General features: G+C 60.2%; 11 protein-coding genes. 4 read left to right on the top strand and 7 right to left on the bottom strand.

The window, feature by feature from the left end; translation table 11 throughout:
* From NWQ23_RS07165 to NWQ23_RS07175, 3 genes are all read right to left on the bottom strand, one after another.
* Positions 1-575, bottom strand: a 575-nt coding sequence (locus tag NWQ23_RS07165; protein WP_306165578.1) for a class I tRNA ligase family protein, incomplete at its 3' end; no start/stop codon positions are given.
* A gap of 82 nt (positions 576-657) precedes the next feature.
* On the bottom strand, positions 658-1,254 hold the full coding sequence (locus NWQ23_RS07170; RefSeq protein ID WP_306165579.1) for an HD domain-containing protein: 597 nt from the start codon (positions 1,252-1,254) through the stop codon (positions 658-660).
* A complete protein-coding gene (locus NWQ23_RS07175) occupies positions 1,254-2,132 on the bottom strand; it encodes a phytanoyl-CoA dioxygenase family protein (RefSeq protein WP_306165580.1) in 879 nt (292 codons plus the stop codon). Before NWQ23_RS07175 ends, NWQ23_RS07170 begins: the two co-directional genes overlap by 1 nt.
* Before the next feature lie 150 nt (positions 2,133-2,282).
* On the opposite strand from NWQ23_RS07175, the gene NWQ23_RS07180 reads away from it, so the two are divergent.
* Entirely contained in the window at positions 2,283-4,583 is a 2,301-nt protein-coding gene (locus NWQ23_RS07180; protein ID WP_306165581.1) for a xanthine dehydrogenase family protein molybdopterin-binding subunit, read from the top strand.
* Complete coding sequence (locus NWQ23_RS07185; protein ID WP_306165582.1) at positions 4,570-5,637, top strand: DUF2235 domain-containing protein; 1,068 nt, start codon at positions 4,570-4,572, stop codon at positions 5,635-5,637. Before NWQ23_RS07180 ends, NWQ23_RS07185 begins: the two co-directional genes overlap by 14 nt.
* Here NWQ23_RS07185 and NWQ23_RS07190 read toward each other — a convergent pair.
* Both NWQ23_RS07190 and metF read right to left on the bottom strand, forming a co-directional pair.
* Complete coding sequence (locus tag NWQ23_RS07190) at positions 5,605-6,084, bottom strand: PaaI family thioesterase (RefSeq protein WP_306165583.1); 480 nt, start codon at positions 6,082-6,084, stop codon at positions 5,605-5,607. The two genes, NWQ23_RS07185 and NWQ23_RS07190, sit on opposite strands and share 33 nt — an antisense overlap.
* A 36-nt stretch (positions 6,085-6,120) precedes the next feature.
* A complete protein-coding gene (gene metF, locus NWQ23_RS07195; RefSeq protein WP_306165584.1) occupies positions 6,121-6,987 on the bottom strand; it encodes a methylenetetrahydrofolate reductase [NAD(P)H] in 867 nt (288 codons plus the stop codon).
* Positions 6,988-7,079: 92 nt separating this feature from the next.
* Here metF and NWQ23_RS07200 point away from each other — a divergent pair, with 92 nt between their 5' ends.
* Both NWQ23_RS07200 and NWQ23_RS07205 read left to right on the top strand, forming a co-directional pair.
* Positions 7,080-7,985, top strand: a complete 906-nt coding sequence (locus NWQ23_RS07200) for a LysR family transcriptional regulator (protein WP_306165585.1) — start codon at positions 7,080-7,082, stop codon at positions 7,983-7,985.
* Positions 7,986-8,051: 66 nt separating this feature from the next.
* On the top strand, positions 8,052-8,840 hold the full coding sequence (locus NWQ23_RS07205; RefSeq protein WP_306165586.1) for an inositol monophosphatase family protein: 789 nt from the start codon (positions 8,052-8,054) through the stop codon (positions 8,838-8,840).
* On the opposite strand, the gene NWQ23_RS07210 is transcribed toward NWQ23_RS07205, so the two are convergent.
* On the bottom strand, positions 8,837-9,571 hold the full coding sequence (locus tag NWQ23_RS07210) for a rhomboid family intramembrane serine protease (protein WP_306165587.1): 735 nt from the start codon (positions 9,569-9,571) through the stop codon (positions 8,837-8,839). The two genes, NWQ23_RS07205 and NWQ23_RS07210, sit on opposite strands and share 4 nt — an antisense overlap.
* Before the next feature lie 31 nt (positions 9,572-9,602).
* Complete coding sequence (putA, locus tag NWQ23_RS07215; protein ID WP_306165588.1) at positions 9,603-13,076, bottom strand: bifunctional proline dehydrogenase/L-glutamate gamma-semialdehyde dehydrogenase PutA; 3,474 nt, start codon at positions 13,074-13,076, stop codon at positions 9,603-9,605.
* Positions 13,077-13,156 lie beyond the last annotated feature (80 nt).

The following is a 13,156-nucleotide window of genomic DNA, read 5'->3' on the forward strand; positions in this document are numbered from 1 at the left end:
TGCGGGTCCCAGTTGACCAGACGCTTGCCGCGATAGATCAGGCCCTTGTTGTACATATCTACGAAAACGCGGATCACGGCGTCGTGGAAATTGCCGGGCTTTTCGGTGGCGGGCGCGCTTTCGGCCCCCGACATGGTAAAGGCGGACCGGGACCAGTCCATGCTGTCGCCCAGACGGCGGGCTTGCTGTTCGATGGTGCCCCCTTTGGCGGCTTTCCATTCCCAGACTTTCTCAAGGAATTTTTCGCGGCCCATATCAACCCGTTTGGGCTGCTGCGTGGCAGCAAGGTCTTTTTCGACCATCAACTGCGTAGCGATCCCCGCATGGTCCAGCCCCGGTTGCCAGAGCGTGTCATAGCCCTGCATCCGCTTCCAGCGGGTCAGCATATCCATGATCGTGTGGTTAAAGGCGTGACCGACGTGCAATGACCCCGTGACATTTGGGGGCGGGAGCATGATGCAGAAGGTTTCGTCGCGGCTGGCGTTGGCACCTGCTTTGAATGCGTCAGCCTCTTCCCACATCTGATAGATGCGGGGCTCTGCGGTCGCGGCGTCAAATGTCTTTTCCATCGGCATCGTCAAAGGTCCTTGCTGTGTTAGCAGGGCAAATAACGCGGCGCGCGGTCAAGGGGAAGGGTAAGGTGGGTTTAAACCCACCTTAGCTGTTGAAAAGTGGTGCGCGATGCCCCGATTGGATCACATCCGGATCATAGGGTTTGCGGGCAAAGACCTCTTCCACCCGTGCCGCAAAATGGGAAAGTGGCAGCGTATCATAGGCCGGATCGAAAGAGCTTTGGTCCCAGCGTTCGCAAAAGGTGGCGCAATCGTCAAAATAGGGGCTGTCGCGATAGGTCTCGCGCTTGTGCGGATCGGCCCCGACATGGGTGCCGTAATAAAGTAACTGGAAATCGCCATGCTTTTCCACAACCCATGCCACCTGTTCGCGCACGAAAGGCCGCAGGATCGCCGCCGCATATTCGTCGTGGTTATAGGGCGCGTAGATATCCCCGATATCATGCAGTAGGGCCGCAACGATCCAATCCGTATCCGCCCCGTCCCGTTCGGCGCGGGTGGCCGATTGCAACGAATGGCCCAGCCGCGTGATCTGATAGCCTGACAAGCCCTCATCCAGAGCCACCATCGCCTTGAGCAGGCGCGCGGCTGTACCTTTGGTATATTCCACCTCGTGTTCGGTCAGGAAATCATAGTCTTCCTTGTCGCCGTCTTTCATTGCGGTGAATTTAACCCGTTCCATTATGTGTACATCTCCGTTTTGCCGGTGGCGCCCCTCATCATCACCTTAGACTGCGCGATGCGGATTTCTTCGTAAAGCGCCATCGCTTCGGGTGCAAAATTCGTGCTTGGCGGCGGGACATGGATGAAATTGCCATGCCGGTCCTCGCCGCGCGCCAGCATCGCATAGTCCTTGTCGCCCACCTGTTGCTTCATGTCGGGCCGGATATAACGGATCACGCAGGCGATCCGCCGGTCATCGCTGGTGTTCGGGCCAGACCCGTGGATGGTCAGCCCGTGATGCAGGCTCATCTGTCCGGGATGGATTTCGATCGTGGTTTTCTGGTCGTCAGGGACATCGACTTTCACCTCTTGCCCGCGGCTCAGCAGGTTGTTGGCGTCAAATGTATCCTCGTGCGGCAGAATAGCGTTCTTGTGGCTGGCACGGACGAAATCCATGCAGCCTGATGCAGGTGTCGCGGGAGATAGCGGAATCCACGCCGTGACCAGCCCGTCGATTGCTCCCAAGCCCCAATAGGTCAGGTCTTGGTGCATCGACACGATCTGCCTTGTGCGCGGTTCCTTGATAAAGAACTCGCCTGAAAAGACCATGATGTCGGGACCAAGGATACCTTCGACCACATCAAGAATGGCAGGGTGCATCGCGATCTGGGCCACCATTGGCATCACCAGATGGGCGTTGATCCGTTTGTAGGTATTAAGCGGCAGCGGCAGGCCGTTATCCAGCCATTCTTCTTCGATCGCTTCAATCTCGGCCCGATAGGTCAGCGCCTCTTCGCGGCTGAGGCCGGGCAATGGGAACAGATAGCCATCGTCCCAGTATTGCCGCTGCAACAGCGGATCGAGTTGTCCGTTTTGCAAGACAAGGGATGGCAGCATCGGAACCTCCTATGAGATAATGCGAAGCTTTGGGATTATTTGCGACATGTCGCGCTTGTCACCGACCAAACCCGCGATTGATCTGGCGTTGGCGCTGGACATGGGACCCTGCACCGCTAGTGTCTGCGATGCAAAGCGAAAGAGGATGTCATGGAAAAATTCGGCAAGAGCCAGTCAGTCACCCGTGTTGAGGACGTCCGGTTCCTGACAGGCCATGGCCGTTATGTGGATGACATCGCCCCCGAGGGCGCACTTTATGCCTACTTCCTGCGGGCCACTGTTGCCCACGGCGAGATCACAGCACTCGATCTCGACGATGCCCGCGATATGCCGGGCGTGCATCTGATTGTCACGGCCGATGATCTGGTTGCGGCGGGCGTGAAGCTGGGCCTGACCGGAAACACGGTCAAGAATCGTGACGGATCGCAAGGTGCCGCACCCGAGCGCCCGATGCTGGCGCATGGTCGTGTCCGCCATGTGGGCGAGGCTGTCGCGATGATCGTGGCCGATAGTATTGTCGCGGCCAAAGACGCGGCAGAGATGATTGCGCTCGAGATCGACGATCTGCCTGTGCATATGGCGTTGGATGTTGGCGGCGATGCCATCCACCCCGAAGCCCCCCGGAACCTTGCCTTTGACTGGGGCATGGGCGACGAGGCGGCCACACAGGCTGCGATTGACGCGGCGGCCCATGTTGTATCAGTCGAGGTGTTTGATAACCGGGTGATCGTGAACTCGATGGAACCGCGCGGCTGCTACGCAGAGGTTGTCGACGGCCGTTTGCATCTGGCCTTCAACGGGCAGGGCGTCTGGATTCCCAAGGCCGATCTGATGTATCATTTCGGTCTTGGCAAAGACGATGTACGCGTCACCACACCCGATGTGGGCGGTGGATTCGGCATGAAAGGCATGCGCTATCCAGAGCCCTTCTGTGCGGCCCATGCCGCCCGCGTCTTGGGCCGTCCGGTGCGCTGGATGTCCGAACGGACAGAGGCGATGTTATCGGACAATGCGGGCCGTGATCTGACAACGACGGCGACGCTGGCATTTGATGAAGATTACCGGATCACCGCATACCATCTCGACACCATTGCAAACATGGGCGCCTATAATTCGCAGTTCGCGCAGGCCATCCAGACAGAGCTTTTCGCCAAAGTCCTGATGGGCACTTACGATGTGCAGACCGCTTATATGCGCACCCGCGGGATTTATACCAATACCACGCCCGTAGACGCCTATCGCGGTGCGGGACGACCAGAGGCGATTTTTATTCTGGAACGTGTCATGGATGAGGCCGCGCGCAAGCTGGGTGTCGATGGATGGGCCTTGCGCCAGAAGAACTTTATCACGCCAGCGCAGTTTCCCTATACCACCGTCAGCGGCGTGACCTATGACGTCGGTGATTTCGCGATGGTTCTGGCCAGTGCAGCACGCGAGGCCGACCGCGATGGCTTTGCCGCGCGCAAGGCTGCGTCAAAGGCTGCGGGCAAGCTGCGCGGGCAGGGCCTGTGCTATTACATCGAAAGTATTCTGGGCAATCCGTCCGAGACCACGACGGTCGAATTCGTCGAAGATGGCGCAGTGATCTATGTCGGCACCCAATCGAACGGGCAGGGCCACGAGACGGTCTATGCCCAATTCCTGTCAGACCAGACCGGGATCCCTGCGGCCAAGATCGAGGTCGTGCAAGGCGACAGTGACCGGATCGCGATGGGCGGCGGGACCGGCGGGTCGCGCTCTGTCACGGTGCAGAACACCGCGACACTGGCGGCTGTGGATGTGATTTTGGAGGCTTTCACGGCCTTCTTGGCGGACGCCGAAGGCGTCGATGCGGCCGCTGTCAGCTTTGATGATGAACGCTTCCGGATCGCGGGATCGAACCTGACGCCCACGATGCTCGAGGTGGCTGATATGGCGCGCAGCGCAGGGCGCGAAGATTTGCTGCGCCAGTCCGCAAGGATCACGCTGGACAATCGCAGCTTTCCCAACGGTGCCCATGTGACCGAGGTCGAGATTGATCCTGACACGGGCGTCGTGACCGTCGACCGCTACACGGTGGTGGATGACTTCGGTAATCTGATCAACCCGATGCTGGCAGAAGGGCAGGTTCATGGCGGTGTTGCCCAAGGGATCGGGCAGGCTTTGACCGAACGGGTTGTCTTCGATGAAGACGGCCAGTTGCTCACGGCAAGTTTCATGGACTACGGGATGCCACGCGCCGATGATATCCCCATGATCGGGTTTTCAACTGAGTGCACGCCGTCGCTTTACAATCCCATGGGGATGAAAGGCTGTGGCGAGGCAGGGACCGTGGGCGCACTGGCCGCTGTCAGCAATGCGGTCATAGACGCGCTTTGGGATATCGGGGTGCGCGAGGTTGAAATGCCGTTCACGCCGCACCGCATCTGGCAGACGATCCAGAAAGCAAAGGGTGACAGTGCAGCTGCGTGATTGGTTCTTTGGACTATTCGGCAGACGCGCCCGGACCGAAGAAGGCGGGGTCCGTCTCCGGGGGCCGGCGACCCATGTGGTTATCCTTGACGGAACGATGTCATCGCTCGAGCCGGGGCACGAGACCAACGCGGGACTGACCTTCAAGCTGCTCAAAGAGGTGAGCCGCACCGCAAACCTGACCGTCTACTATGAGGCCGGTATCCAGTGGCGCGATTGGCGTGGCACTTGGGGGGTCATGACCGGCAAGGGGATCAACCGGCAGATCGAAAGGGCTTATGGTGTCGTCGCCTCGCGGTATCGGCCCGGCGACCAGATCGTGCTGGTGGGCTATTCCCGCGGCGCTTATGCCGTGCGGTCGCTGGCGGGTGTCATTGATATGGTGGGTTTGGTGAAGCATGATTGCGCGACTGTGCGCGCTGTGCGTCAAGCCTACCGCCACTACCGCACAGGCGCGCGGAGCATCTATGCGGATGATTTTCGCAGGATCTATTGCCACGCGGAGGTCGCGGTCGAGGCGGTGGCAGTTTGGGACACCGTCAAGGCGCTTGGTTTGCGGTTACCCATCATCTGGCGCTGGGCGCAGGCGACCCATGATTTCCACAACCACAGGCTCGGGCCGCACATCCGCCACGGTTTTCACGCATTGGCGCTGGACGAACGCCGCGAGGCCTATGCGCCAGTGATGTGGGACTGTCCCGAGGGGTGGCCGGGGCATATGGAACAAGTCTGGTTTCGTGGCAATCATGCGGATGTGGGCGGTCAGGTCTGGGAAAGCCCCGCCGCGCGCCCGCTTGCGAATATCCCGCTGGTCTGGATGCTGGACCGTCTGTCAGATTGCGGCGTGCCCCTGCCGGAGGGCTGGCGCGGACGGTTCGCACAGGATGTCGCGGCCCCGTCGCTTGGAAACTGGCACGGTTGGGCCAAGATTTTCCTGTCACGGCGTCGCCGGATCATCGGGCGGGACAGATCGGAGCGGCTCCACGAGAGTGTGCAGGGGCAGATGCCCGACAGATCGCCCCTACCGCAGTTTCATAATCAGGCAAGTGGCTGACCCTGTTGCATAAAGCTTGCCACTGTTCGCATCCCTGATCTCGCCATGTGCGACGCCGGTCGAACGGCCAGCGTGGTCAATGATGCCTGTCGCCAGAATAGCAGCACCCACGGGGATCGCACCGGTCAGGTTCACCTTGTATTCCAGCGTGGTATAGACCGATCCTTTGGGCGTCATCGTCATGACCGCGCAGGACATGCAGCTATCCAGCAAGGTGCCGTACCAGCCACCATGCACACCGCCAGCGGGATTGGTATGTTCGAAAGCAGGCGTGCCGCGAAAGACGACTTTACCCGCTTCCACGCTTTCCAGCGCATAATTCATAAAGGCCGAGATCGGCGGGCGCGAGACCTGGCCATCGCGCATCGCTTGCATGAATTCCAGCCCTGACATGGACAGCATGGTGTCCAGATCAGGCATCTGGTCGGGGGACGTGGCAGTAAACATCGGGCCTCGGATATGGTTTGCCCCGAAGCTGGCGATTTAGGCCACGTTTTGCAACCGCAGTTTTGGGGTGATCCCCAGCGCATGACAGATGTCGCGGCTGAGTTCAGGCCGGTTCAGCGTGTAGAAATGCAGGTGGTCAACGCCGCCCGCCAGCAGATCGTCGCACAGCTCTGTCGCGATGGCCGTGGCGAGCAGTTCGGTCGTGCCGTCGCGGGTGGCATTGGTGAAGGCATCCGCGATCACCTGCGGAATATGTGTGCCACATTGGGCCGCGAATTTCTGCGTGCCGGCCCAGTTTTCGATGGGCAGGATGCCCGGAATGATTGGCGCGTCGATCCCCGCCTTGACGCAGGCATCGCGGAAGCGGAAGAAAGTATCAGCCTCGAAGAAAAACTGCGTGATGGCCGATGTTGCGCCCGCGTCAATCTTGCGCTTGAGGAACGCGATATCGGCGGTTTGATCAGCGGCTTCGGGGTGCTTTTCAGGATAGGCGCCCACACGGATGTTGAAATGACCTGTGTCCGCCAAGGCTGCGATCAGATCGACGGAACTGGCAAAGCCTTCGGGGTGTGCTGTGAACTTGGTTGCGCCTTTGGGGGCATCGCCGCGCAGGGCCACGATCTCGCGTACCCCCGCATCGGCATAGCTTTGGGCGATCTCCAGCGTTTCGGCCTTGGTCGCGTCGACGCAAGTGAGGTGTGCAGCCACGTTCAAGCCGCTGGTTTTGTGAATGGTCGCCACCGCTTCATGTGTCAGTTTGCGGGTCGTGCCGCCAGCACCATAGGTGACTGATACAAAGCTTGGGTCCAGCGGAGCCAATGTGTTGACGCAGTCCCAAAGCCGGAAAGACCCTTCAAGGGATTTCGGCGGAAAGAATTCGAAAGAAACGGTCGGGACAGACATGGCGCACCTCTTGCTTGATTTGCACTTCTCTCACCTCTATTGAGATGAGGCAAATTCATAAACTTCACTAAGGTAATGAGGATCGCTCACATATGCATATCGAGTTCCGGCATCTGCGCACAATCAAGGCGATCCATGACACCGGCGGGTTGGCCCGTGCGGCGGATCAGTTGAATATCACGCAGTCAGCCTTGTCCCATCAGATCAAGGGGATCGAGGATCAGGCCGGAGTCGAACTCTTCGTGCGCCGGTCCAAGCCGCTCAAGCTATCGGCGGCAGGGATGAAGATGCTGGCGGCGGCCGAGAAAATCCTGCCGCAGGTCGCGGCCTTGGAGGAAGAGTTCTCTGGGCTGATTGCGGGCAGTTCCGGTCGTTTGCATATCGCGATTGAATGTCACGCCTGTTTTGAATGGCTGTTTCCGGTGCTCGAGCAGTTTCGCAAAGCATGGCCCGAGGTCGATGTCGATATCCGTCCCGGTCTGGCTTTTGACGCGCTGCCAGCGCTGCGCAAGGAAGAGGTCGATTTGGTCGTTTCATCCGACCCCGAAGACCTGCCCGAAACCGATTTTACGCCACTCTTCGACTATGAACCTGTATTTGTGGCCTCTGCCTCGCATCCCTTGGCCCAAAAAGACGTGATCGAAGCCGAGGATTTCCGTGGTGAGACGCTGATCACCTATCCCGTTGACCGCGCGCGGCTTGATATCTTCTCGCAGCTCTTGACCCCTGCCAAGGTTGAACCTGCTGCGGTGCGTCAGGTCGAGTTGACCGCCGTGATCCTGTTGCTGGTGGCGTCCAATCGCGGGGTTGCGGTCCTGCCCGACTGGGTGGTGCGGCAAGTCCGCTACAGCTCTGATTACGTGACCAAACCGCTGACCAAAGCGGGCATCACCCGCAGGCTCTATGCGGCAACGCGGTCCGAAGATACCAGCCGCCCGTTCATGGCCCATCTGATCCGCTTGGCCCGTCAGGAAGCGGTGAAACTGCAACGCGCCTGAGGGCCTTGCCTCGCATGGCATTGGGGCCTATACGCCGCGCTTGATCCCGAACCAAGGACGGACCTGATGGCTGGCAGCGCAAACCTGAACGTGATGATGAAAACCGCCCGTAAAGCGGGGCGTGGGTTGCTCAAGGACTTTGGCGAGGTCGAAAACCTGCAAGTCAGCACCAAAGGTCCGGGAGATTTTGTCAGCCGTGCCGACAAGGCCGCCGAAGCATTGATCAAGGAAGAATTGATGCACGCCCGCCCGTCCTACGGGTTCATGGGCGAAGAAGGCAAAGAGATCGCGGGCGAGGACCCCACCCGGCGCTGGATCGTTGATCCGCTGGATGGGACCACGAACTTCCTGCACGGTCTGCCGCATTGGGCCGTATCCATCGCGCTGGAGCACAAAGGCCAGATCGTGGCGGGCGTTGTCTATGATCCGGTGAAGGACGAGATGTTCTATGCCGAAAAGGGCGGCGGCGCGTGGCTGAACGAAAGCCGTTTGCGCGTGTCCAGCCGCCACAAGATGATCGAGAGTATTTTCGCCACTGGCCTGCCTTTCGGTGGCAGGATGGATTTACCCGAAACGCTGCAAGATCTGGCCCGTCTGCTGCCCGCCTGTGCAGGTGTGCGTCGGTTCGGGGCTGCCGCTTTGGATTTGGCCTATGTTGCCGCAGGGCGCTATGACGGCTATTGGGAGCGTGGTTTGCACGCGTGGGATATCGCCGCCGGACTTGTGATCGTCCGCGAGGCTGGCGGGATCGTCGAAGCGCTGAACCCAGAGGAAGACATCTTTGGCAGCGGTCAGATGATCTGTGCGAACGAGCCGATATTCGAGACTTTTGCCAAAGTCATCCGCAAGTCTTAACGCCGGACAATCGGAACAGAACTGCGCGCATAGGTCGCTTCCGGATGCGGCGGATGGCCGTGTGTCTGCCGCCAAAAAAGCGTGCCTCCCAGCTTGAACCAGAGCGGCAATGTGAGCGCGAAACCGATCACAAACCCGCCGGCATGTGCCCAATAGGCGACGCCACCCATCGAGGTGTCGACGCTCAGCCCGTTGAAAAGCTGCAGTGCGAACCACAGCCCCAGCATGATCCATGCCGGGATCGGCAGGATGCGGAAAAAGACAATAAAGAAGATAAAAATATCCACGCGCGCCTTGGGAAAAAGCAACAGATAGCCGCCCATCACCCCTGCAATCGCGCCAGATGCGCCGACGGTCGGGATCGTTGAGCCAGGGTCGGTCACATATTGCGCAAAGCTCGCAGCGATGCCGCAGGCCAGATAGAAGATCAGGAACGGAATATGGCCCATCTCGTCTTCGAGATTGTCCCCGAAAATCCATAAAAACAGCATGTTACCTGCAAGATGCATAATGCCGCCGTGCAGGAAAATCGAAGTCACCAAGGCGGTGTAATTTTCACCGTTGGACAGTCGCACAGGCAACAGGGCGTAGTTATAGTAGAGTTGCGAAAGCGCCCGCTGGTCCTGAAACAGGACAAGCCCGGCCAGAAAGATCGCCACGTTCAGGGCGATCAGGATCAGCGTGATATAGGGCGTGCGCTGGGACGGGTTATGGTCGCGAATGGGTAACATATCGCGACCGTCCCTGATGTGATCGCACTGGTCAAGTCAAAGCTGGGCCGCCAACCTCTGCCAAGAGTGCGGCATTCCCGCCTGCGGCTGTGGTGTCGATGCAAACATGGCGTTCATGCAGCACATGCGCTGCGTCTGGCAGACCTGTGATCACTGCTGTAATCGGGCCTTTGCGCTGGCTCAGTGCCGTTTCAATCGCGCGTCCGGTTGTCGTGTCCCCCCACCAGATCACCCCTGCGAGCGGCTCTAGAGTGGCGAGCGTGTCCGGTGTGATGTCACCCTCTGCAGACACGGCGATCCCGCCCAAGGCTTGCACGGCGGTGGCTTGGTCCTGTGCCGCGGCGGCACCGGGACCCATGCAAAGGATCGGGCCGCGCGGGTGCAGGCTATGACGATTGGATTCGCCGGTCGGACCGGGCAGATCGGTCGGGGCGTGCAGGGTCGCGGTGCTGCCTGCGGCCAGTCTTTGCGCAAGACTTTTCAGGTTCGCTGCATTGGCCCAATGTCCGTTGGCGACAGGTGCAGGGTGTGCCGCAAAGCGTGGCAGATAATGTGGCCCACCCGCCTTTGGCCCTGTTCCTGACAGGCCTTCGCCACCAAAGGGCTGGCTGCCCACAATCGCGCCGATCTGGTCGCGGTTGACATAGATGTTGCCCGCTTTGACCTTTTCCACAACGGTCTGCACGCGGTCGTCGATCCGCGTATGCAGGCCGAAGGTCAGGCCATAGCCGGTGGCGTTGATCGCTGCGATCACCGCATCGAGTTCATGCGACTTGAAGGTAGCGATATGCAGAACGGGACCGAAGATTTCCTTGGTCATATCCGCGATCCCGTTCACGCGGATGGCAGTGGGTGCGATGAAATACCCTTGGTCGGGGGCTTTGATCTGGTGGATGATCCGGCCTTCTTGCCCTGCTGAGGCGATGTGGTCGGCGATTGTCTTATGCGCTGCGGCGTCAATCACGGGGCCCAGGTCTGTGGCCAGATACCACGGATCACCGACGCGCAATTCGTCCATCGCCCCTTTGAGCATCTTGATCAGAGGGTCTGCGATATCTTCCTGCACATAAAGGCAACGCAAGGCCGAGCAGCGCTGTCCGGCAGAGCGGAACGCCCCGTTGATGATATCGCGTACTGCATGTTCGGGCAGGGCGGTACTGTCCACGATCATCGCGTTCAAGCCGCCGGTTTCCGCGATCAGCGGTGTGCCGGGCGCGCAATGGGCGGCCATGTTTGCGCGAATTTTCAGGGCAGTGGCAGTTGAGCCGGTGAAGGCCACGCCGTTGATCCGCGCATCACCTGTGAGGGCCGCCCCGATATCGCCGCCACCGGGGAGCAGTTGCAGGGCGGTGTCAGGTACCCCTGCGGCATGCAGCAGGGCCACGGCGCGGGTCGCGATGAGCGGGGTTTGCTCGGCCGGTTTGGCCAGCACTGCATTGCCTGCAGCGAGTGCCGCCGCGATTTGCCCGGTAAAGATCGCCAATGGAAAGTTCCACGGGCTGATGCAGGTCCAGACGCCGCACGGCGTTTGTTCCGCGCGCGCTTGGGCGGCGTAGTAGCGCAGAAAATCAACCGCTTCGCGCAACTCTGCCACCGCATCGGGCAGGCCTTTGCCTGCCTCGCGGGCGAGGATGGCAAAAAGCTCTGCGGCATGGGTCTCAAAGGCATCGGCGGCGGCATTCAGTGCTGCGGCGCGTGTCGTGACCTCGGCTGTCCAAGGGTGCGCACTGGCCAAGGCCGTTTCGATATCGTCCGGCGTGGCGATCTGGACCTGACCCACTGTATCGCCCGGCTTGGCCGGGTTGGTGATTGGGATCGGGTCTTGGAGCCTCCGGCGGGGATATTTGGGCTCGGAAGAAGTGAGGGGGTGGCCCACGAATTGCGCGGATTGATGTGGATCGCGGGCTTTGGCGATTGTGTTCAGGGTGGGCGCATGGGTCAGGTCCCAACCTTTGGCGTTGATGCGTTCGGGTTGAAAGAGGTTTGGACCGGTGGGCAGGTCCGGAGCCCGCCCGATGCTGTCAAACGGGCAGGCCGCGACCACTGCCGGGGGCACGTTTTCGTCCACGATCTGGTTGACGAAGCTGGAGTTCGCCCCGTTTTCGAGCAACCGGCGCACAAGATAGGCCAGCAGGTCTTCGTGGGCGCCAACGGGCGCGTAGATCCGGCAGCGCGTGTTCTCAGCCTTGAGCACGAGCGTGTGCAGCGTTTCACCCATGCCATGCAGCCGCTGGAACTCGAAATCATCCGTACCCCGCCCCATCTGCTGGGCCATGTCGAGGATAGCGGCGACCGTATGGGCATTATGCGTCGCAAACTGCGGATAGATGCGGCCGGTCAACCCGAGCAGCTTGCGGGCATTGCTGATATAGCTGATATCGGTGTGGTGTTTGGCGGTGAAGACCGGAAACCCATCTATGCCCTGGACCTGCGCGCGCTTGATCTCGGCGTCCCAATAGGCGCCTTTGACCAAGCGGACCATGATTTTGCGGTCCAGCCGCGTCGCAAGATCGTCCAGATAATCAATCACCAGCGGTGCGCGTTGCCCGTAGGCCTGCACGACGACACCAAAACCGTCCCAGCCCGAGAGCGCGGGTTCGGCAAGCACCGCGCTGATCACATCAAGCGAGAGCGACAGCCTGTCGGCCTCTTCCGCGTCGATGTTGAAGCCCATGCCTGCTGACTTCGCGAGCAAGGCAAGAGCGCGCACGCGCGGCACCAGTTCTTCCATGACGCGGGCCTCTTGTGCGACCTCGTAGCGGGGATGCAGCGCAGAGAGCTTGACCGAGATGCCCGGGTTCTCGGCCACGCTATTGCGGGTGCAATGCCCCGCAATGGCACTGATCGCGCGCGAATAGGCGAGGTGATAGCCGCGCGCATCGGCCTCTGTGCGGGCGGCTTCGCCCAGCATGTCATAGCTGTAGGTAAAGCCCTTGGCCTGCATCCCCTCGGCCCGTTTCATCGCTTTGGCGATGTCTTCGCCCAGCACGAATTGACGGCCCATTTCGCGCATGGCCCGCGCCACGGCGGTGCGGATCACAGGCTCGCCCAGCCGTTTGACAGCACTGCGCAAATGGCGTGTCAGGCCCGGTTTTTCATCGTCCAGCACGCGCCCTGTCAGCATCAGCGCCCAGGTGGAGGCATTCACGAGAGAGGAGGCCGAATGCCCCAGATGCTTGCCCCAATCAGAGGGCGCTATCTTGTCTTCGATCAGGTCATCCATTGTTTCCGCATCCGGCACACGCAAAAGCGCTTCGGCCAGACACATGAGCGCGATGCCTTCGTCGGTGGAAAGGCCATATTCGGCCAGAAAGACCTCCATCAGCCCCGGTTCGGAACTGTTTCTGATCTGCGCGACAAGTTCAGCCGCCTTGACACTGATCCGCGTGCGGTCGGTGTCCGCAAGGTTTGCTGTAGCGACCAGTTTGTGAAGTGCTGCGGCTTCGTCTTGATACATGGCCAGATCAATCTGGTGGCGGATATCGGTGGTGTGATCGCGCGGCATGGCGGGCTCCTGTCAGGTTTGCCCCATCATAGCGCGGTTTGATTAGTCGAATGGACTGCAGTATAGGTCACATGACGTGT

Origin of the sequence: Yoonia sp., from assembly GCF_030731595.1 — a bacterium.
Classification (GTDB): Bacteria; Pseudomonadota; Alphaproteobacteria; order Rhodobacterales; family Rhodobacteraceae; genus Yoonia.